Below are 23,391 nucleotides of genomic sequence, written 5' to 3'. Positions count from 1 at the left end.
TGAAGAGATGGCTAAGATTAATATTGCTTTAGAGATAGAAAAGTTACTAAAGTATGGAGAGGAAAAAGGATTATTGGCTAAATGGGACCTAGTTCCTATAAGAAATAGTATTATGGATTTATTAGAGTTGCCAGAGCCTTATGAGGGGGAGGTTGATTATGAAGTCGGTGATTCCCCTCAAGAGATTTTAGATAAGTTGCTTGATTATGCAGCCAAAACAGGAATTTTAGAAGATAATACAATTACCTATCGGGATCTATTTGATACTAAAATTATGGGATTGATGATGCCTCGGGAGTCTGAAGTAGTAAAGGGGTTTTGGACTAGAGCTGAAGAGGATATAAGAGAAGCTACAGATTATTTCTATAATCTATCCCAAGACTCCAACTATATCCGTAGAGATAGAATAGCTAAGAATATGCATTGGTTAGCTAAAACTAATTATGGTGATTTAGAGATAACTGTTAATCTATCTAAGCCAGAAAAAGACCCTAAAGCGATTGCTGCTGCTAAGCAGATGAAGCAGAGTAGTTATCCTAAGTGTTTTTTATGTTTTGAAAATGTAGGATATCCAGGCAGAGTAAATCATCCTGCTCGTCAAAACCACAGAGTTATTCCAATTACTTTAAATGATAAGCAGTGGTTTTTACAATATTCACCTTATGTCTATTATAATGAACATTCAATAGTTTTTTCTGAAAAACATGAGCCAATGAGAATAGATAAGGATACTTTTATTAATCTAATTGATTTTGTAGATCAACTTCCTCATTATTTCTTAGGTTCAAATGCTGACTTACCTTTAGTAGGTGGTTCGATTTTAAGCCATGACCATTTCCAAGGAGGACATCATATCTTTCCTATGGAAAGAGCAGAGGTTGAGGAAGAATTCACCCATCCAGAGTTTATAGAGGTAAAGGCAGGTATAGTAAATTGGCCGATGTCTGTACTGAGATTAAGTTCAGAGGATAAGGAGAAATTGATTGCATTAGCAACGACTATTTTAAAAGAGTGGAGAGCTTATAGTGATCAAGCTAGAGGTGTAGTAGCTTTCTCAGAAGTAGAGGGAGAGAAAGAGCCTCATAACACTATAACGCCAATTGCTCGCAAGAAGGATGGGGTCTTTGAATTGGATTTAGTCCTACGGAATAATAGGACTTCTAAAGAATATCCAGATGGTATCTTCCATCCCCATCAAGAGCTACATCACATCAAAAAAGAGAATATAGGTTTAATAGAGGTGATGGGATTAGCAGTATTACCAGGTAGATTGAAGCAGGAGTTAGAAGAGGTAGCAAGGTACCTAACTGGAGAAGAAGTATTTAATAAAGAAGATATCCTAAATAAAGAGGATATAGCTAAGCATGCTGATTGGATAGCAGAAATGGTAGAGAGTTATGGTAGTAATTTAGAAGCAACAGAGGCTAAAGATACCTTAGAAAGAGAAGTAGGAATGAAGTTTATGAAGGTGCTTGAGCATGCAGGGGTCTTCAAACAAGATACAGATGGGCAACAAGGATTTAAGAAATTCCTGCAGAGTGTAGGGATGTTAAGTAGATAGCTGGATTTAATAGGTATATTGCGACACTTTTGTGTCGGGAATCAGGAATATGGAACCAGTGTTTATAACTGATTCCTGACTACTGATTCCAGATTCCTAAAAGTGTTTTAAGTACTATATTTAAAGCTAAATTAGAAATTAGATATTTATATTAAAGAGATAATGGGGAGGGAATTAGAATGGAAGAATTAAAAAAAATATTCATTGATTATTTTGGAGATAATGGTAGTCCAATTAAATATGTTAAAGCCCCAGGACGGGTTAATCTAATTGGGGAGCATACCGATTATAATGACGGGTTTGTCTTACCGATTGCTATTGATAGAGATATTAGTATAGTGGCTCAAAAGCGAGAGGATAAAGAGGTTAAAATCTATTCTCTAGATTATGAAACAGAAGGATTATTCTCTTTAGATAATATTCAATATAATCAAGAAGAAAATTGGATTAATTATTTACAGGGTGTAGCTCAAATGCTATTAGATGGGGGATATCAGCTACAGGGAATGAATTTGGTCTTAACAGGAACTATTCCTCAAGGGGCAGGATTAAGTTCTTCGGCTGCTTTAGAAGTGGCTACAGCATTGGCTTTTGAAGTGCTAAGTGGTTTTGAATTAGATAGAGTAGAGATGGCAAAGCTCTGTCAAAAGGCTGAAAATAAATTTGTGGGAGTTAATTGTGGAATTATGGATCAATTTATCTCTGCATTAGGTCAAAAGGATAATGCTTTATTTGTAGATTGTCGCTCTAACGAATATAAGTTAGTACCAATCGATACAAGTGAGATTAAGATAATAATAGCCAATACCAATGTAGAGCATAATCTAGTAGATTCAGCTTATAATCAACGCTTAAGAGAATGTGCTAAAGCTGTTGACTATTTTAATAATGTATTAGATAGAGAGATTCAAGCCTTAAGAGATGTTAATATTAAGGAGTTTGAAGAGTATAAGGATGGATTAGAAGAGGTTATTAGAAAGAGAGCAGAGCATGTTATTTATGAAAACAAACGTGTTCAAGAGACTATTGAAGCCTTTGCTCAGGATGATTTGAATAAAGTTGGACAATTAATGATTAAATCCCATGATAGTTTAAGGGATTTATATGAGGTTAGCTGTGAAGAGCTGGATATTATGGTTGATTTAGCTTTAGAAATTGATGGTGTCTTAGGTGCAAGGATGACAGGAGCAGGTTTTGGAGGTTGTGTGGTAAGTCTAGTTAAGAAAGATTCAGTAGTTGATTTCAAAGAGAAGGTAGCTAAGGCTTATCAAGAGAAGACAGGAATTGAAACCGATATTTATATTTGTAATATAGAAGATGGAGCCCATCAAGTGCTTAGTGATTAACTAATTATTTTCAAACCCAAAAAATAATTATGGTTCAATAATGAGTTAGATTCAAATTATTAGTTAACTACTGGTTTTAATCTGTGATGGTATAGCTAGGGGTAAAAACTTGTAGTTAATTGAAATGTTAAATTTTTAATATATGTTATAGATATCCAAGTCTAAAGTGTAATTTAATGGGGATATTGCGATATTTTCGTGTCGGGAATCAGGAATCTGGAACCAGTGTTTATAACTGATTCTTGACTACTAATTCCAGATTCCAAAAAGTGTCACACTATCTTTCTATTGTTTCATTCTAAAATTGGATGACTATATAGATATCCAAGTCTAAAGTGAAAGAGAGGACTAAAGCATCTTTTATTCCCCTCTCCTGATAGGAGGAGAGGGGCTAGGGGTGAGGTTGGTTTTATATTACATTCTAAAGTTGTTTATCTATAATAATCATAAGTGGCTATAAGTTGATAATAATTATCATAATACTCCACTACATTTTAAGGATTATATATTTGATGTTGATATGTTAATTGCATATTAATGTATAGATTATAATTTTAAGATGTTAGTGGTTTTTGTTTTTGCTCAATTTGTTCAATTTTTTCTCTCCAAGATATTAATATAGATCCATTCACTTTGTTGAGCAGGAGGTATGTTAATGAAATCTTTAAAAAAGAAATGTTCTAAATTAGGTATTCACATTAAGAAAATATTAGCTTTATTAACTAAAACAACAATTAATAAGCAGGTACAAATAGGCTACTTCTTATTATTAATAATTATCATGGGAATGGGTGGAATACTATATTATAATGCATATCAAACTGCTCTTAGTGTTAAAGTTATTGATGAGCAGGTTGCACCTGCATTCAATATAAGTGAGCTTATTTCCAATGATTTATCCAATCAAATCAAGAAGATTTATGCATCTGAAGCAGGGGTTGGGGCAGAACCAGTTACAAATAGTGTAGTTACAACTAATATTAGTAGAATGAAAGAGTATGTCGATAATCCAAGGGCTATAGAGATGTTAAATGAAATAAAAGAGCTAGATAAAGAATTAATAAAGCAGCTTAATGAATTAAAGAAGACTAAAAAAGGTACTCCCCAAAGACAATTGATTTTAGTAAGATTGAATAATCTTGAACAGAAAATCAAGACTGCAATAAATTCCCTAGGGTCTTATAGCTGGGATAATTTAGATAATGCTATTGATGTAGCAGTGAATCAGACTAATAATATAATAAAGGTTACAGTAGCAATGATAATAGTGGGCTTGTTAATAAGTCTTACTTTAGCTTTGATTATTAGAGCAGAAATTAATAAGATTACTTCAAATATAAAAGATAGAACATATCAAGCAGCAGATAAGAGTGAAGTTGTAACTAGCTCAGCACAAGCTATGAAGAAAATAGCAGATAATGTAGAGAAAAATATCAGACGTGCTCTTAGTATTATACAGAATGTAACAAATGGTAATAGTGAAGTTGTAACAGCAGTAGAAGAAGTAACTACTGCAATACAGGACGTATCTCATGGAGTTGAAGAATTATCTAATCAATCTGAAATAATTTCTCAAGCTGGACAAAATACCTACCAAGCAATTCAGCAAACAGATCAAAAGATAAAATTGGGAAGTGAAATTGCCAATCGTACTGTTAAAACTATGAGAGAGTTGCAGGAAAGTATAAGTAAAGTAGGTAATATATCAGATAGAATTATTCAGATTACAGATCAAACTAATCTGTTGGCTTTGAATGCAGCTATTGAAGCGGCCCGAGCAGGAGAATATGGTCGAGGATTTACAGTAGTAGCAGAAGAGATTAAAGATTTGGCTAATGAAAGTATGCAAGCTACTCAGGAAGTAAGAACTATTATTAGTGAAATAAAAGAGGTTGCACAAAAAGCAATAATAGTAATGACTAAGAGTGAAGAAGGAAATAAACATAAAGATAGTATAGTTGATGTATTAAGTGAAGTTAATTATTTATCTAGTGGAGTACTTCAGAAGATGGAAGATGTTATTGATGCTGCAGAAGTTCAAGTAGCTGCCACTGAGCAACTTGGAGCAGTAGTAGAACAGATATCTGCGTCTAGCGAAGAGGTTTTAGCTGAAACTAATCAAACATTAGATTCGACTAAGGATATGGAAGAGTTGATGGAAGAAGTAACTGGGAATAATCTAGAGTTGCATTCTAAAATTAAAGAGCAAGCAGACATCTCTAAGGAACAGTTAAATGCAATTAAGCAGGTAATAGAAGCTAATAAAAAATTGAAATAATAATATAAGACTCTCCTCCTAAACTTAGGGGGAGAATTTTTATTTTCAATAATAGCTAATTTTTAATAGTAAAATGGTAAGCTATTGATTAATGATGATTTGGAAGAGTTGTTAGCAGAGATAAAAGAAAAGCATGCCTATAATGATAAAGATGATCTATTTATTAGGGAGAGTATCAAAGTAGCAATGATGCTTAACCTTAGTCAAAACAAGTCAACTACTTATAAATTTTATTTAGGGATGAAGGTAAATTGATGTTAAATAATACATTGAATCTATAGATGTAAAATAATATTTGACAACACCATCAATGTATACTATAATATATTTAATAAATGTAATTAATAACATAAGTAATTGTATTGTTTTTTTAGATTTCTTACTTTATTTAATTAATTAAGTTTCTCTGAAAATGTAAGTTGCTTTACCTTACAAGAGGCTTATTAGGTTGAGAAGATAAGAGAATGTCAGAAATAAAATATAAGATTATAATTATATGTTAAATAATAGATAGGATATAATTGATGGATTAGTCGCTTTTATTCTAATAAAGCTAATTTTGAATGACAAATAGGGCAAAATAGAAATCAGATGAAAAAATAGCTGATTTGTTAATTCTCATTTAAAGTTAGTGTCTAAGAAGATTGCTGATTAACATATAATGGTATCTTTTATTTTTAATAATAAATAAACCGGTTTAAGTGAAAGGAATATGATAATTATGGTAACTTTAAGAGATGTAGCTAAGGAAGCAGGAGTCTCTGCTGCTACAGCTTCGTTAGCCCTTAATAATAGTGATAAAGTTAATATTGATACATTAAAGAAGGTTCAGAAGATAGCTAGGGAACTTAATTACATTCCAGATGCTAGGGCAAAAGCATTAACCAAAAAGTCAACTAAGATGATTGGTTTAGTTGTACCAGAGATAAATAATCCTTTTTTTGCTGATTTGGCACAAGCTATAAAGATGAAGTTAAATGAACTAGATTATAGTATTATTTTATGTGGAACACAAAATGATCCCAAAGAAGAGAAAAAATATATAGATATGTTTAGAAGTGGAATGGTTGATGGGGCTATCTTTACATGTTTAACAGAAGTAAATAATAGTCTTATAACTGAACTTGCATCTAACCATATACCTGTTGTTTATATTGATAGAATAGGTGATGATGATGGAATTATTCCTATAGTAAAATCTAATTTAAAGGATGGAGGATATCAAATAACTCGCCATTTGATAGAGTTGGGTCATAAAAAGATTGCTTATATTGGTAGAAAGGATGAAGAGAGATATGCTGGCTTTAAAGATGCGATGTTAGAGTTTGGCTGTGAGGTTAATAAAGATTATATTTTTGATAAATATCATGCATTTGAATCTGGAGTTAAAGCAGGTTTTATGTTAAATGATTTAGAAGATAAACCAACAGGGGTTATCTGTTTTAATGATGAGACAGCCATTGGATTAATGCAGACTTTAATAAAATTTGATTTTGATATTCCAAATGATTTCTCAGTATGTGGTATTGATAATATAGATGTAGCCAAATATTATAGTCCTTCTTTAACAACTATAGATATACCTAAAAAGATGATGGGGAAGAAAGCAGCAGAAATACTGTTAAAATTAATAGCTAGCAAAAAAGTCAAAAAAGAAGATTATTTCATCAATTATCAAGTGAAATTAATTGAACGAGATTCCAGTTCTAAATTGGAATAATCTCTTATTTAAACCGGTTTAATTAAACCGGTTTAAATAAGAGATTATAAGATCATAAGATTATAAGAGGTCATAAGACTATAAGGAAAATACATGACTCAATTTTAAGGAATAGATATAGCCAATTTAATCCTATAAGTTTATAAGTTTTTGGAATCTAAAAAACTTAATTAGGAGAGTGAGAGAATGAAAAGATATTCAATAATGATTCTAGTTAGCTTGTTAGCGTTAAGTATCATTGTAAGTGGGTGTGGCAGTAAAGGTGCTAGTAATACAGGTGCTAATGATAATGACAAAGGTAAACCTGCTGAGATTTCTATTGCATCTTGGAACCTGCAAGCTGATGCTTTAGATGAAGCTGCAGAAAAGTTTAATGCAAGTCAATCAGAGGTTAAAGTTAATGTGCGAAGAGTTTCTAATAGTTATGACTCGATTGTTCCAGCACTAACTGCTGGGATAGGAGCACCTGATATTGTTGCAGTTCAAATGAGAGATTTTGCGAACTTCATGGGTAAATTTCCTGATCAATTCGTTGACTTAAGTGATGAATTAATGCCTAGAAAAGATGAGTTTTCTGATGCTGGATGGGGTGCTTCAACTAAAGATGGTAAAATATATGCTATCCCAGTTGATATTGCTCCAACTGCAGTTTATTATCGTAAAGATTATTTTGAAGAAGCTGGAATTAATCCAGATAATTTAACAACTTGGGACAAATTCATGAGAGCCGGAAAGAAATTGCAAAGTAAGTTAGATGGAGTAAAAATGACTACGTTCTCTTTAACGAGTAATGAGACCTATGATTTCTGGCAGATGATAGCTAATCAATTAGGTGGACGTTTTTATGATGAGCAAGGTAAGATTGATTTTACCAATGAGGCTAACATTAAAGCAATGAAATTAGTCAAAGAGCTAAAAGAGAAAGATTTAGTTGTTGATTCACCATCATGGAATGATAGAGTTCGTGCAGTAGTTAATGGTGAGACTGCTACAATAGTTTATCCAATCTGGTGGGCTGGTACTGTTAAGACCCAAGCAGCTGACCAAGCTGGCAAGTGGGGTATTATGCCATTACCTGCATTTACTGAAGGTGGACCAAATCAAGCCAATCTTGGCGGATCGGTTTTTGCAGTAACCACACAATCTGAGCATCCAGAGGCTGCGTGGAAATTCTTAAAATATTTATTGTTAACAGAAGAAGGGCAGAAAATTCAGATGGACTATGGATTATTCCCAGCTTGGAAACCATTCTATAAATCAGAATCCTTTGCTACTGTAGATAAGTACTTTGGCTTCTCTTTAGCTAAAAGGTTTGGTGAATTAGCTACTGATATTCCGGCTATGAAATTTGGACAATATTTCTATGATGTATCTCGACCATTAGAGACTGCTTTTGGACAGATCTTAAATGGAAACAAAGATATTAAAGAGGCTTTCAAAGATGCAGAAAAAGCTGCTTCCAAAGCGAGTGGTTTGCCAGTAAGCAAATAATATTTTTTAATTCCCCCTCTTGAAAACTCAAGAGGGGAGATTTAAAAAATATTATAGAATCCAAACTAGGAGGAAAAGAATATGAAAGATTTTTTTCGTAAGAATATGAAGAATATAAGCCCTTATTTATTCATAGCACCATTTTTTATGTTATTTATAGTCTTTTTTCTATACCCAATCTTTTATTCATTGGTTCTTAGTTTTAGTAAATGGACATCAGGTGGTTTAGAGTTTGTAGGTATCCAAAATTATCTTTATTTATTGACTGATCCGGTGTTTTGGAAATCATTAGTGAATACAGGACAGATATTAGTTATTCAGGTTCCTATTATGCTCTTGTTAGCTTGTATTGTTGCTGTTTTAATTAATTCTAAACATACTAAGTATAAAGCATTATTTCGCTTAGGTTTTTTTGTTCCAGTTATTATAGATCTAGTTACCTATTCTCTTGTATTCTCTTTAATGTTCAATGAACGTTATGGGATAATCAATCAATTCCTTACTTCTATTGGAATTGAGGGGATACCATGGTTTAGTAATGGTATTTGGGCTAAGGTAATGATAGCTATAGCTATGACCTGGCGGTGGACTGGCTACAATAGTATCATTATATTATCGGGATTACAGTCGATACCAGGGACTATCTATGAAGCAGCTACTATTGATGGAGCCAATAAAATAGATACCTTCTTCAAGATTACCATACCGATGTTAAAGCCTGTATTACTCTTTTGTATGATCTTATCTACTATTGGGACACTTCAATTGTTTACAGAGCCTTATATGTTAACTAAAGGTGGTCCTAATAATGAAACTTTAACAGCTATATATTATATTTATGATCGGGCTTTTGGATCATTTAAGTTTGGTTTAGCTTCTGCTGGAGCCTATATTGTTACAACGATAATAGGTATCCTATCATATATACAATTAAAAGTATCTGACGGAGGGGAGATTTAAATGAATAATAAAAAAGAATTTACAAAAATATTAGTATATATCTTTCTTGGCTTAGGTTTAGTTATCTCGATCTATCCCTTTTATTGGATGTTGACAGCTTCTACCTTAAATGAAGCTCAGATATTTAAAACTCCTCCCAAGATGATACCAGCTGGCAATTTTCTAGATAATCTTTCAATGTTATTAGATCAGATGCCTATCTGGAATGGTCTCTTCAATAGCTTATTTGTTTCAACAGTTACTACAGCAAGTATAGTTTTATTATCTGCTTTAGCAGGCTATGCCTTTTCAAAATTTAATTTTAAAGGTAGCAAAATTTTATTTGCGGTTATCTTATTGACGATGATGATTCCATATCAGGTTACAATCGTTCCACTATTTATTATTATGATGAAGTTAGGATGGATTAATAGTTATAAAGCTCTGATAATTCCATACTTAGTTACTCCTTTTGGTGTATTTTTAATGAGACAGCAGATGTTTGCTTTCCCAGAGGAGTTGATTGAGTCAGCTCGTGTAGATGGCTGTAGTGAGTTGGGAATATTCTTTAGAATTGTATTACCGAATATGCTACCATCCTGTGCAGCTTTAGCAATCATAACCTTTTTACAGCAATGGGGTAATTTTATGTGGCCATTAATAGTTATGAATACGCAAGAGAAATTTACTATGCCTTTGATGCTGTCAATGCTAGTAGCACCAGGTCAGGTTACCAAGTATGGACCGATCATGGTAGGATCAGTTATTGGGATTATTCCAATAGCAATACTATTTATCTTCTTCCAGAAGCAGTTTGTATCAGGTATGTTTAATGGTTCGGTGAAGGGATAGAGTTCGATATTCTAACTCCAAAATTGCTAAAAGGAGTGAGAAGATGAATAAAGATAAAATTTTTAATTATTTTCTGAAAATTTTTAGAATTAATGACTTGACTATTATACGTAAATATATGGCTTCATTATTTTTCGTAATCTTATTGTTTTTTATTTCCTTTACAATTATCCTTAACTTATTGTTGGATATTAAAGCTGAAAATAACAAGGTTAAGGAGATAGGAAATGAATTAATCACTATCTCTAAAATGGAAAGCTTGATGATGCAGAAGAAGACAATAGTAATAAATTATATTAATGATTTCAATGAGCAAAATTCAAGTGGAGAGAATTATAACAATCGTCAAGCCAATTTATTAGAATTTAATAAGGTCAAGGCAGAGTATGACGGCTTGAAAGATAAACTTAATAGGGAAGTAAATAATGAAAAATTAAAAAGACTTTTTCATACTATTCAAGAGTATGATGATAATTTTAATGAGGTTTTCTTAAAAAAGATCGTCCCATTATTTAAAGAGAATTCTAAGTTAAATAGTTGGAGTGTAAATTCAAATCTATCAAAAGGATTTGAGAATGCCAATCAAAATATATTCTTATTAGAGACCGCTAAAGAAATTTTAATAGAGAACAGAGAGGACATTACTAAAAGTTCTAAAGAAAAGATAAAAATGACAATTATAACTTTAATATCTGCTATTATCATCTCTTCTGTACTGGGGTTTGTACTAATCTTAATAATAAGTATCCGAATTAAAAATAATTTGAAAAAAGTGATAAAAGTAAGTAATGAAATAGCTAAGGGCAATCTAGCTGTAGAAAAGATAAATTATAAGGGCAAAGATGAAATTGGATTACTGGCTAAGTCGATTAATATGATGATAGATAACTTAAAAGAGCTTATTTATAAGACATTAAATGCTTCTAATAATACTTTAGTAACTACTGAAGAAATATCTGCTGCTACTGAAGAGAATAGTGCTTCAATAGAGGATGTTGCAGATGTAGTTAAAGACTTTGTTCTAACTAGCAATGAGCTAGCAAAAGTATCAACTGATATAAGTGATCTTATAGATAAGAGTGTTGGGCTAGTTGAAACTGGATTCCAAGAGATTCAAGAAACAGAGGATAAGATGGATAAAATAATCAACTCTTCACAAAAATCCACAAGCAGGATGGTTGAGCTTAATGCTGAGACTGAAGAGGTGGTTAAGATAGTAGAGGTTATCTCTGCAATTGCTGAGCAGACCAATTTATTGGCTTTAAATGCATCTATCGAAGCAGCAAGAGCGAATTTTATTACGGAGGGTTCTAGCGGAACCTGTAGGGGTAAGCATGGCTCTGGTTTTGCCGTTGTAGCAGATGAGATTAGAGGGTTGGCCGCTAGGACTAAAAATTCAGTTGGTGATATTAGAAGTATTATAGATAGGGTCATTGCTAATACAGACAATGTAGTAGCTAGTATTCAAAAGAATAATTTAGAGGTTGAAGCAGGTGCTCAAAGTTTGGTTCAAGCTAAAGAGACCTTTAATAAAATAGATAGCAAAATTAAATTAATTGCTAACCAGATAAGAGAAGTTGCTAATTTAGGCAAAGAAATTTACTCTAAAAGTGCAGGAGTATCTGTAATGACAGAAGAGCAATCGGCAACTATACAGCAGATATCTACTTCTATGGATGAATTGTCAGTGATGGCAAGTAACTTAAATAATATAGTAGAGAGGTTTAATTTAAATTAAGTATAGTCTTTAGTAGTTAAAAACTGAGCTGGAGGTAAGTATATGAGAAGAATAATTCCATTAAATAGAGACTGGAGATATATCAGTGATTATAAGCAAGAGTATCTAAGGACTGAATATAATGATGAGATATGTGAGATTGTAAATATCCCACATGCTAATAAAACACTTCCTTTTAATTATACAAAGGAAAAGGATTATCAATTTGTCTCCTTTTATCAAAAAGATATCTTTATTCCCAAAGAGTATAGAGATCAGAATATCTTCATCAAATTTGAAGGTGTTATGACTTATGCTAAGGTCTTCTTAAATGGAGAATATCTAGGAGAGCATAAGGGAGGATATACAGGCTTTGAAATATTATTGAATTCAGCTATAAAATTTGAGGCTAATAATACTTTGTCAGTTGTAGTTGATTCTACAGAGAGGGCAGATATTCCCCCATTTGGAGACAAGATCGATTATTTGACCTATGGTGGAATTTATAGAGAGGTTGAGCTGAAGGTAGTTGATAAGGTATATATCGAGAATATCTTTGCTAAGCCTACTGATGTATTAAAGGATAAGAAGAGGGTTGATGTAGATATAGCTATAGCCAACAGTGAAGCAGCTACAACAGTAATTCCTATAGCTCTAACCCTCAAAGATGGTGACAGGGTTATTGAAGAGAAGAGTATAGATTATAGCTTAAGTGGTAAGAAAGAAGAAGTTATTTCACTAGAATTAGAAGATTTAGAGGATATAGAACTCTGGGATATAGATAATCCTAAGCTATATCAGTTAGAAGTTGAGTTAAAGAGTCTAGATAAAGACCAGAGAAGAATAGGTTTTAGAACAGCAGAATTTAAGGCAGAAGGATTTTATTTAAATGGTAACAAAGTAAAGATCAAAGGAATGAACAGGCATCAATCCTATCCTTATGTGGGCTATGCAATGCCTGAAAGGGTCCAGAAGAAGGATGCCGATATTTTAAAGGATTTTTTAAGATTGAATTTAGTCAGAACCTCTCATTATCCCCAATCAAAACATTTTCTAGATAGATGTGATGAGATTGGACTGTTAGTTTTTGAAGAGCTACCAGGTTGGCAGCATATTGGTGATGATGAGTGGAAAGAGGTAGCTAAAGAGAACATAAGAGAGATGATAAAGAGAGATTTTAATAGACCATCAATTATTTTATGGGGAGTAAGAATTAATGAATCAGTTGATGACCATGATTTTTATATAGATACAAATAAGATTGCTAAAGAGTTAGACCCTACTAGACAGACTGGAGGGGTGAGGTGTATTACTGATAGTGAATTACTAGAGGATGTATATACCTTCAATGATTTTATTCTAGGCAATGGAGAGACTATTTTAAGGGAGCAAGAAGAGGTAACTGGTTTATCTAAGAAGGTACCTTATTTAGTTACAGAGTACTCTGGACATATGTATCCAACTAGAAGATATGATACAGAGGAGAGGCAGACAGAGCATACTTTAAGGCATTATAAGATCTTAAATCAAGGTAATTTAGATGATTATATCTCTGGTGTGATTGGTTGGTGTGCCTTTGACTATAATACCCACAGAGATTTTGGTTCAGAAGATAGAATCTGTTATCATGGTGTAATGGATATGTTTAGAATACCTAAGTTTGCTTCCTATGTCTATCATTCTCAAGTCTCACCAGAAGTAGAAGCAGTATTGGAGCCGATTACAGTTTGGACTAGAGGAGAGAGAAGTGAAGCAATTATTAATCCATTGGTGATTGCTACCAATTGTGATAAGGTTGATTTTTATTATGGTGATGAACTCTATGGAACCTATTATCCAGATGATCAGAAATTTAAAGCTTTAGAGTATCCACCAATTATTATTGAGGATTTTGGTAGTCAATGGGGTAAAACCTGGCAAGATGCCAAATTCATTGGCTATTATAATGATGTTGAAGTCATTAATAGGAAATTATCTTGTGAATCCTATTTGACAGATATAGAAGTAGTTGCAGATGATTATCAGTTAAATAGTGGTGATTGGGATGCAACAAGAGTTGTGATTAAAGCTGTCGATAATCAGAATAATCAATTGAAGTTCTATAATGGTATAGTAGAGTTGGAAATAACAGGTGTTGGTGAGATCATTGGACCGAAGTTGACCACTCTTCATGGTGGAAGTCTAGCTACTTGGATTAAGACTTCTGGAGCAGCTGGAAAGATAGAACTTAAAGTAAAGGTAGAAGACCATATTAAGCAGATTGAGATTGATGTAGTTTAAAGATGAATTAACGAGATAATCAACTTTATAAGGCTATAAGTTTATATAAAGTTTATAATAATATAACTAAACTATTAATAGAAAGGGGGTGTAGTACTTATCGGTTAGAACTATTCTTTTATAAGTTTATAACTTTCTTTAATAAATTAAGTAAGGTGCTAAAGTAAACGTTAGACTTAAGAAATCTTTTATTAGAATCAATTCCCCATGATTCAATAAATTAATCAATATTATTTTAATATTGATATTTTTACAGGATTAAACTTTTGATTTATTAGCTTATTAGTGCTCAATTGAGAATTAATAAGCTAATAATATCAGTTTCGATTATATTAAGAGTCGATGATTAATTTTAAGGAGGAGATAAGTAATGTTGGCAAAGAAAAAAATAGGAAGTTCTCTTTTTAATCTTATGTTACTAAGCTTGGTTCTGCTACTATTAAGTGGAGGAGCTTATGCAGATGAATCTGTTGAGCAGAGACTGACTCAAGTAGAGAAAAAACTATCTATCCTAGAAGATGGATTTGAATATAGTGGTTATGCTCGAGCAGGGTATACAATGTCTATCAATGGTGGTGCAGCAAATAGTAATTTTGATTCTGGTTTTGGGTTAGGGCATTTTAGATTGGGAAATGAAGTAGATACTTATGTAGAGCAGACATTCTCTAAAAAGTGGACTAAAGAAAATGGTTCTTGGATGAGAGCACAATTCTTACTTACTAATCAAAATCATGGAGACTCAACTTGGGAGACTGATGGTGCTACTGGATTACTTAGTAATGCTTATGTAGAAGCTGGTAATCTTAGCTATCTTCCTGAAGGATCTAGCATTTGGGTAGGGCAGAGATTTTATGGTCGTGATGACATCCATATTATAGATTTCAAATGGCGGGCAATGGATGGATATGGAGCAGGAATTGAAAATCTTAAAACTGATTTAGGAACCTTTGATATTGCCTTTATTGGTCGTGGACATGATTCAGATGTTAGATATGATTTAGGAGAAATTTCACAGCAGAATATAGATATCAGATTAAAAGGTGTTAAGGTATTAAATGGTACTATGGATTTTGCAGTTACTCCATCTTGGGCTAAGGATAATGACTATGATGAGTATGGTTTAGGCTTAGCAGCAGTATATAATAAAGGTGACTTCTATAATTTATTACCAGGATTTAGTAAGTTTGCAATTCAGTATGGAAATAGATTAGGGGCTAGTTTAGGTGGTCCTGATGGAACATGGTTAGATACTGATGATCCGCAAAGTATTAGATTATTAACTTATGGTGTCGGTAATATAAGTGATAAGACACAGATTATGCCTGAATTTATCTATCAAATGGATGATAGAGATGATAATGATATCAATACTATCTCAGTAGGTGCTAGATTGGAGCATTTCTATAATGATACTTTTGCAATGCAATATGAATATGGTTTTGAATATCAAGACCAAGATGCTTGGGATGATGCCCAAACAATTAATAAGTTTACAGTAGCTCCAACGATTACTTGGGAGAGTGATTTCTGGTCACGTCCACAATTACGTGCATTTGTTACTTATGCTAGTGCTAGTGATGATGTTGATTTGGATGGTGGAAGTGCTGAGTATAAAGCAGGCGAGAGTGGTATGACATATGGTTTTCAAACAGAGCTATGGTGGTAATAAGCTAGAAGTTATTTAATAAGAGAGGAAATTAGATGATATTAGGGGAAGCTTAAAATAATAAGGTTAGATATCTTATGTTATTATAGGCTTTCTTTTATAGGTATGTGAATTCAAAATGAAACTTAATGGGGATATTGCGACACTTCTAGGAATCAGGAGTCAGCAACCAGTTATCAGTAAAACAGACTGATTCCAGATTCCCGATTCCTGACACGAAAGTGTCGCACTATCCCTCTATAGCGTCATGGGTAAATTTTATTCTAGATTCACCAACCTATAACATTAAATTAACTGAAACTAGTAGTGATATGTTATATAAGTATATAATTAAAGCCTTTAATGCAAAGAAGACTAAATCTTTTATCAGCCTTATAAGACTATAATATTATAATTTTGCTAAAATAATATTATTGTGGAGGTAAGAGGATGAAAAAATTATTAGTATTATTGTTAGTAGCGGGATTACTTGTAATATCAGTTGCTTGTTCTTCAGACAAAGATGATGTTAGTGCTGCAGAAAATAGCAGCTATAATATTAACGCTCAAGTTATAGCAGAAACTAATGATATAGATCTAAGTAAAATAAAAGTGAAGATATCAGGAAATGAGATAGAAGATAGTACTTCTGAATTAGATGAAGAAGATATGTGGTCGGCAACTGGATTAAAAGGAGAAGTAACAGTAACTCCAGTAGATGATAGTAATCAATATACCTTTATTCCCTCAAAGGTAGTGCTAACTTCAAATTCAGAGGAGATAAGTTTTACAGTGACAGAAAAGATTCAAATTGAACCGATTAGTGGTTTAAGTGATGATTTTATTAGAGGGATGGATGTTTCTGCACTAAAAGCAATTGAAGAGAGTGGCGGAAAGTATTATGAAAATGGAGAAGAAAAAGATTTACTAGAAATATTAAAAGGTCGTGGTGTTAACTATATTAGGTTAAGATTATGGAATGATCCATCTGGAAAAGGTGGAGGAGAGACTGATCTGGAAACAGTAAAAGAATTAGCCAAGCGAGCCAAGGATTTAGAGATGAAAGTATTCTTGGATTTCCATTATAGTGACTTTTGGGCAGATCCAGGAAAGCAGCATAAACCATTTGCTTGGGAAGAGCTAAGCTTTGAAGAGTTAAAACAAGCAGTTTATGAGTTTACCTATACTTCTCTTAAAGAATTAGATAATGCAGGTGCTCTGCCTGATATGGTGCAGATTGGAAATGAAGTGAATAACGGTATGCTCTGGCCTGATGGAATGTTATGGCCATATTTAGATGAGTTTCCTGATTATACTGAAGACGTTGTTGGTGGTTGGAGTGGATTTGGTGCATTATTACAAGAGGGTCTAGATGCTATTGATCAGATAGAAGCAGAGACAGGGGAAGAAATAAAATCAGTCATTCATAAAGCAGATGCTGGAGAAGGAGTTGACTGGTTCATTAAAGACCTTGAAGAGAAAGGCGGCGTTACAGGGTTTGATGTAGTAGGAATTTCTTATTATCCTTATTGGGAGAAGCATGGAGGGCTTCGTGATAATTATACGGGGTGGACTAATCTTTTACAGGAGATGACAGCCTTAGCGAATAGAGGTTATGAAGTTGCAGTTGTAGAGACATCTTATGGCTTTACATTAGAAGGAGCCGATGATGAGCCAAATCATCTGGATCAAGAGAGACTTGATACAATTGCTGCACTTGATGATGGTCGATATCTACCAACTCCAAGTATTCAAGGTCAAGCTGATCTGGTTAGAGAAGTAATGGAAGTAGTTAATGAAGTCCCTGATAATAAAGGTCTTGGAATCTTTTATTGGGGAGGAGAATTAATTCCTTCTGAGGGTGCCACTTGGAAAGCTGGTGAAGAGTATGGTAATGGATATGAAAATCAAGCACTGTTTGATTTTAAAGGTAATGCATTACCTTCTTTAGATGTCTTTAATAAGGTAATAGATAATTAAAGTTAATTCTTTAAAATTGTCCTTAGATTTCATGGGGGCAATTTTTATTTTCAATAATAGCTAATTTTTAATAGCAGATAGGGCAAAATAGGAGTAAAGTAAAAGAAAAGGTGATTTTATGGTAGAAAAGTTTACAGAATTTCAAGGAAAAAGAATGGAAATCTTTAGAGAAGTTGTCAAGCGCGAATGGAATGGGAAGCTATTGACCAATGATGATTTGGAAGAGCTGGTAGCAGAGATAAAGAAGAAGTATGGTTATAATGATGAAGATGATCTCTTTATCAGGGATCATATCAGAGTAGCAATGGGGCTTAACCCTAGTCAAAGTAAGTCCTTTACTTATGAATTAGAGGATATCAAGAACTTAGACTATATAGAAAAGCCGATTGTAACTAAGATAGAAGGAAGATGTGAATCCTGTGGCAAAGAGCTTGAAGAGAGGGACTGCTATAATAGTTGTAAGTATGAAGCCCACATGTATAAGAGAAGTAAAGGACCGATAATAGTTAATGAAAAGTGTTTAAATTGTGGTAGCTGTGTGAGCAGCTGTTCCTTTGGGGCTATCGCTGATAAGATAGAGTTTCTTCCTATTACCAATCTATTGAAGGATGAAGAGAGCACTGTTTATGCAGCAGTTGCTCCCTCGATTGTAGGGCAATTTGGTGATGATATTAGTATGGGGCAAATTAGGACAGCTCTAAAGTATATGGGATTTCAAGATATGATTGAAGTAGCCTTATTTGCAGATATGTTAACTATTAAGGAGGCCTTTGAATTTGATCATTTAGTAAAGACTGAGGATGACTTCTTTTTAACAAGTTGTTGTTGCCCAGTCTGGATTAGACTAGTAGAGAACAACTATCCAGAGGTCTTTAAACATATGTCACCATCGGTATCACCTATGATCTTATCAGGTAGAATGTTGAAGAAACTCTATCCTAACTCTAAAATAGTCTTTATAGGACCTTGTATTGCTAAAAAGTCTGAAGCAAAAGAGCCAGAGCTGGCTGGAGCAATTGATTTTGTCTTAACTTATAGTGAATTAGATGAGATTTTTAAAGCTTTAGATATTAATTTAGCAGAATTACCTTCTGATGATAAGGATCAAGCATCCTTTGCAGGCAGGGTTTATGCTAGAACTGGTGGGGTTAGCTTCTCTGTTAAGACTGTGGTAAATCGGATTGCTCCTAGAAGATTGGTTAAGCTTAGAGCAAAGAAGGTCGATGGTGTCAAAGAATGTAAGCAGATATTAGAAGATTTATTAGCAGCTAAGGAGAAAGAAGCCAACTTTGTAGAAGGTATGGGCTGTGATGGTGGTTGTGTTGGTGGACCTAGGACCAATATCGATATAGATAAAGCCACCAAAATTGTAAATGAATATGGAGAGGATTCATTGATTATGACTCCCTTTGATAATATGAATATAATCAAGATACTTCAAGAGCTCGGCTCAGATAGAATAGAGGATTTGATGGAAGGGGGAAATGAGGTAGGTAGATTGTTGATCAGGGAAAAACAGTGATTGATACATAAGGTGGATGTTACGATAGCAATTATTGATGATAAAAAATTTTGATTTATCATTAAAGCATCGTAACATCTCTATAAACTAATATTATCTATTAACCAGTTCATTTAATCTTTCAGCTAATTCTGTTAAATCTTGTGAAGAGTGATTTATTTCATCTGACATACTGCTAATTTCAAAGGTAGCATTTAAGACCTCATCGCTATCTTTGGCTAAAAGTTGAGTAGCAGAGCTTGTTTGTTCAATATTTACTGAGGTATTTTCAATAGAGTTTTTGATAATTTCAAATACTTCTCCTGTTTCTAAAATTAGTTTTTTCCCATCTTTAGCTTTATCCTCTACCTCTTTGGCAGCAACTAAGCTATTTTGTGATTGTTTCTGTGTCTCCTTAATCAAATCAGCTATATCCTTAGTAGCTTTAGAGGTCTCTTCAGCTAATGCTCGGATTTCTTCTGCAACTACAGCAAAGCCATGACCATGTTCTCCAGCTCGTGCTGCTTCAATAGCAGCATTTAGTGCCAATAAATTAGTCTGTTCTGCAATGTTGTTAATTAATTCTATAATCTGACCAATTTCTTTAGAGTTTTGGTCTAGGTTATTGATGATAGCTACTGTATTAGCGATAGAATTGCTGATATCTTCGATACTTTGTATAGTTTTTTTGATATTGCTACTACCAGTCTTACTTTGATTATTGGCCTCTTGGGCAAAGTTAGCTACTTCTCTAGTACTGCTAGAAATTTCTTGAATATTACTTGACATCTTTTCAATCAAGGAAGATGTAGTTTCAATTGAAGCATTACCTTCTTCAGCAGCAGCAGATAGCTCTTGGCTAGTGGCTGTTGTCTGTTCTATCACATCTTTAATATTGGTCATAATTGTACTTAAATTATTGGCTAATTGATTAGCTTCTACTTCTTTCTCTTCTGCTAAGTTAATTAATTCAGTGGCTTTTTTAATCAATGCGATATCTAGAATACCTGCAAAGAAGAAGATGGTCCCTAATAATATCCAAGTTGCAGGGTCGATGATTAGTGAAAATCTATCTCTAAATATAAAAAATTCAGTACTATATAATACGATTGTAGGTATTACATAAAAGTATATAGCTTTTTTATCGAAGTATATTGAAATTGCAAAAAGATATAAAAAACAAGTATATAAGGCAGCTGGAACATTTTGTCCAAAATTAATAACAAAGATATTATTTCCTATTAACAGAATTAAACCATATAGATATTTACATAAATGTTCGTACTTACTTCCATGTAATAATCTTAGGCTAAAACTTGCTAGTGCCATAGTAAAGACAACTGTATCCCTAAAGAGATTAGTACCTTTTAGGATGATTAATAATGGAATAAACCCTAATAACAAAATAGGTATAAGGATATTAACAATTTTATTTACCTTAGATTGGTGCTTAGATAGAATTGAATTATTCATATTTATCGCCTCCTTAAAATTATAAAAATTCTTACTATGATAAAATTCGACATAATAATACAAAAGACCTCTTTTGAATATGTTTTATTTGAATAATATTATATAATTATCAATTCTATTGTTAGATAATTAACTTTACTGGTATAATTGAATATAGATTAATAGATAAAAAGGGGTGAAAGAATGATAATTGATAGGCTTAAGAATGCAAAACTTTATTATAATTTGAATGATAGAATGGCTACAGCCTTTAAGTTTTTAATAGAAAAGGATTTAGCTAAGTTAGAAGTAGGGAAGTATGAAATAACTGAAGGTGATATTTACGCTTCAGTTGAAGAGTATCAGACCAAACCTAAAGAGGAAGGTCGTTGGGAAGGACACCGCAAGTATTTAGATATTCAGTATATAATTGAAGGCCAAGAGTTAATGGGCTGTAGTGATTTAGAAAGAATGAAGGTTCTTGAAGATTATAATCAGGAGAAGGATATCTTATTTTTAGAAGGGAAAGGTAACTTCTTTACCATTAAAGCAGGAAGCTTTGCCGTTTTTATGCCCCAAGATATACATATGCCTGGTCGATGGAATCAGTATGTTCTACAGATTCCTGATAACCGATTCCCGATTCCTAAGGTGTCGTAATATCTCTCTATTGTTTCATTCTAGAGTTGTTTGTCTATAAACCTGTGGCTAGTATTATTGGTTTTAATAGGTAAAATTCATTATTATTACAAGCTCATCTTATAAATCTCTACAATATCAGCTTTATCCAATATTTTATAACTGCCTCTAGTACCTTTAGCTGTAGCCTTTTGAGCCATTAGCTCTAGGTTCTCATCACCTATATCATAATCTGCCAAAGAAGAAGGTGCTCCCATCTCATTAAACCACTCTCTAGTCTTTTTAATTCCCTCTAAAGCAATCTCTTTGTCAGATTTATCTGTTGGGTCTACATCCCAGACTCTTGTAGCATATTGTACAAATTTATCTGTACCTTCATCTAAGACATACTTCATCCAGTTTGGGAAGATGATTGCTAGTCCACCACCATGAGGAATATCATAGACAGCACTAATAGCATGTTCAATACCATGGCTTGCCCAATCCTGCTCTTTACCCATAGAGATTAGACCATTTAGTGCCATCGTTCCTGCTAGCATAATATTTGCTCTAGCATCATAATCTTCAGGGTTGGCAAGGACCTTGACACTCTCTTCTTTTAGAGTTTTTAAGATACTCTCTGCCCATCTATCTTGGATAGGTGTAGACTCAGTATGGCTAAAATATTGCTCATAAACATGTGATGCTATATCTATAATTCCATAAACAGTATGTTCCTTTGGTACTGTAAATGTATTGACAGGATCTAAGATTGAAAATTTAGGATAAAGTAGTGAACTTCCAGCACCCATCTTTTCTTCAGTCTGTAAATTAGAGACAACGAAGTTTGGGTTCATTTCAGAGCCTGTAGCAGCTAAAGTTAGAATTGTACCTACAGGAAGGGCTTTCTTAATTCTGATGCCTTTAGTAAATAAATCCCAAGGGTCACCATCATAAAAGACTGCTCCAGCAATTGCTTTACTAGCATCAATAGTACTACCTCCACCAACTGCTAAAACTAGGTCTATATCATTTTCTCTACAGATTTTAACACCTTCTCTGACACTAGTTACTCTAGGGTTGGGTTTAATTCCTGAAAGCTCATAGATCTCTAAATCCTTCCCTTGTAGTGAAGCAATAACCTGATCATATAAACCAATTCTTTTAACACTACCTCCGCCTGTAACTACTAATACTTTATCACCATATTCCTTAACCTTCTTACCTACTTTTTCAACTTGACCTTTACCAAAAATTAATTCAGTTGGGTTATGGAATTTAAAGTTATTCATTATGTAAAATCCTCCTTTTGAATTGTATATTTTAGTTTGAGTTTAAGTAAGGCTTTGTATTATAATTTACGCACTCTTATATTTAACCTTAGTTATTCACTCTCAATTTCAAAATATCTAGTATCTACGACACTTCTTGAACGTACTTCATTACAGTTATGGCAGAAGAAGCTGACACTACCACAAGCTTGTAATAGCTCTAACTCATCTCCACATTTGTCACAGAAGTTCTTAACATTCTTAACCTCATAATCAGTAAAATCATCACAGTATTTACAGAAATACTTCTTTTCACCAGCCTCAAAGACTGTTCTCATAATCTTATTACATTTTTGGCAGATAGCCTTCTTCATGCTTATCACCTCATCTTATTTAACTACTTTTAATTATATCAAATCTGTGGCTTTTATCAAATTAAGTAAAAAAGAGGTATGTTCTTTTTTATTAAACCTTAATATCTATATTTTGTCCAAGGTGTGGCTCTGATAATCTTCTTAAATTTTTTTAGTTGAATATAGTGGGGTTATTAAATTTATTATTGGTCTATGGGATCTTTTTTTAAGGGAATTTGATACTTTAAAATCAACTTGATTATGTGATCTGGAAGCAGAAAGGTTTTTATATTTATTTTTTATTTTGTTCATATATTTACCTCCTATATAGAAACCGATAAAGATTTGATATTAGGAATTTTTAAAAAACAAGAGCAAACAAGAACT

The 23,391-nt window shown here is 33.1% G+C and carries 17 protein-coding genes; 14 read left to right on the top strand and 3 right to left on the bottom strand.

Annotated elements, in window-relative coordinates; genetic code table 11:
• Nucleotides 1-7: 7 nt before the first annotated feature.
• The 13 genes from galT (at nt 8) to ACTCDL_RS06615 (ending at nt 19,331) form a co-directional block, all read left to right on the top strand.
• Entirely contained in the window at nt 8-1,561 is a 1,554-nt protein-coding gene (galT, locus tag ACTCDL_RS06675) for a UDP-glucose--hexose-1-phosphate uridylyltransferase (protein WP_463175253.1), read from the top strand.
• 179 nt (nt 1,562-1,740) lie between these two features.
• Nucleotides 1,741-2,907: a galactokinase gene (locus ACTCDL_RS06670; RefSeq protein ID WP_463175249.1), complete on the top strand. Its 1,167-nt coding sequence runs from the start codon at nt 1,741-1,743 to the stop codon at nt 2,905-2,907.
• Nucleotides 2,908-3,562: 655 nt separating this feature from the next.
• Nucleotides 3,563-5,185 carry a methyl-accepting chemotaxis protein gene (locus ACTCDL_RS06665; RefSeq protein ID WP_463175247.1) on the top strand — a complete coding sequence of 541 codons (1,623 nt, stop codon included), beginning with the start codon at nt 3,563-3,565 and terminating at the stop codon, nt 5,183-5,185.
• 84 nt (nt 5,186-5,269) lie between these two features.
• Entirely contained in the window at nt 5,270-5,440 is a 171-nt protein-coding gene (locus tag ACTCDL_RS06660; RefSeq protein WP_463175245.1) for a hypothetical protein, read from the top strand.
• 466 nt (nt 5,441-5,906) lie between these two features.
• A complete protein-coding gene (locus ACTCDL_RS06655) occupies nt 5,907-6,905 on the top strand; it encodes a LacI family DNA-binding transcriptional regulator (protein WP_463175244.1) in 999 nt (332 codons plus the stop codon).
• Between the two features lie 186 nt (nt 6,906-7,091).
• Nucleotides 7,092-8,396 (top strand): ABC transporter substrate-binding protein, encoded by a 1,305-nt coding sequence (locus ACTCDL_RS06650; RefSeq protein WP_463175241.1) that lies wholly within the window; start codon nt 7,092-7,094, stop codon nt 8,394-8,396.
• 81 nt (nt 8,397-8,477) lie between these two features.
• Entirely contained in the window at nt 8,478-9,356 is an 879-nt protein-coding gene (locus ACTCDL_RS06645; RefSeq protein ID WP_463175239.1) for a carbohydrate ABC transporter permease, read from the top strand.
• Nucleotides 9,357-10,187 (top strand): carbohydrate ABC transporter permease, encoded by an 831-nt coding sequence (locus tag ACTCDL_RS06640; RefSeq protein WP_463175237.1) that lies wholly within the window; start codon nt 9,357-9,359, stop codon nt 10,185-10,187.
• 43 nt (nt 10,188-10,230) lie between these two features.
• Nucleotides 10,231-11,925: a methyl-accepting chemotaxis protein gene (locus tag ACTCDL_RS06635; protein ID WP_463175235.1), complete on the top strand. Its 1,695-nt coding sequence runs from the start codon at nt 10,231-10,233 to the stop codon at nt 11,923-11,925.
• Between the two features lie 42 nt (nt 11,926-11,967).
• A complete protein-coding gene (locus tag ACTCDL_RS06630; RefSeq protein ID WP_463175231.1) occupies nt 11,968-14,184 on the top strand; it encodes a glycoside hydrolase family 2 protein in 2,217 nt (738 codons plus the stop codon).
• Between the two features lie 370 nt (nt 14,185-14,554).
• Nucleotides 14,555-15,850 carry a carbohydrate porin gene (locus tag ACTCDL_RS06625; RefSeq protein WP_463175230.1) on the top strand — a complete coding sequence of 432 codons (1,296 nt, stop codon included), beginning with the start codon at nt 14,555-14,557 and terminating at the stop codon, nt 15,848-15,850.
• Between the two features lie 429 nt (nt 15,851-16,279).
• Nucleotides 16,280-17,809, top strand: coding sequence for a glycoside hydrolase family 53 protein (locus ACTCDL_RS06620; protein ID WP_463175227.1), 1,530 nt, complete (start codon nt 16,280-16,282; stop codon nt 17,807-17,809).
• A gap of 118 nt (nt 17,810-17,927) precedes the next feature.
• Complete coding sequence (locus tag ACTCDL_RS06615) at nt 17,928-19,331, top strand: [Fe-Fe] hydrogenase large subunit C-terminal domain-containing protein (RefSeq protein ID WP_463175224.1); 1,404 nt, start codon at nt 17,928-17,930, stop codon at nt 19,329-19,331.
• Nucleotides 19,332-19,424: 93 nt separating this feature from the next.
• Here the strand turns inward: ACTCDL_RS06615 and ACTCDL_RS06610 are convergent, their stop codons facing one another.
• Nucleotides 19,425-20,783: a methyl-accepting chemotaxis protein gene (locus ACTCDL_RS06610; protein ID WP_463175222.1), complete on the bottom strand. Its 1,359-nt coding sequence runs from the start codon at nt 20,781-20,783 to the stop codon at nt 19,425-19,427.
• A 183-nt stretch (nt 20,784-20,966) separates the two neighbouring features.
• Here ACTCDL_RS06610 and ACTCDL_RS06605 point away from each other — a divergent pair, with 183 nt between their 5' ends.
• The gene (locus tag ACTCDL_RS06605; RefSeq protein WP_463175221.1) at nt 20,967-21,422 is read left to right on the top strand and encodes a NanQ anomerase/TabA/YiaL family protein; all 456 of its coding nucleotides are present in this window, start codon (nt 20,967-20,969) and stop codon (nt 21,420-21,422) included.
• Between the two features lie 86 nt (nt 21,423-21,508).
• On the opposite strand, the gene ACTCDL_RS06600 is transcribed toward ACTCDL_RS06605, so the two are convergent.
• Nucleotides 21,509-22,672: an iron-containing alcohol dehydrogenase gene (locus ACTCDL_RS06600; RefSeq protein ID WP_463175219.1), complete on the bottom strand. Its 1,164-nt coding sequence runs from the start codon at nt 22,670-22,672 to the stop codon at nt 21,509-21,511.
• A gap of 92 nt (nt 22,673-22,764) precedes the next feature.
• A complete protein-coding gene (locus ACTCDL_RS06595; RefSeq protein ID WP_463175218.1) occupies nt 22,765-23,025 on the bottom strand; it encodes a YfgJ family double zinc ribbon protein in 261 nt (86 codons plus the stop codon).
• Nucleotides 23,026-23,391: the final 366 nt, after the last annotated feature.

It is taken from the genome of Orenia sp. (assembly GCF_055140805.1).
Note: the sequence above shows the minus strand (reverse complement) of the source record. Positions and strands in the feature narration are given on the sequence as shown.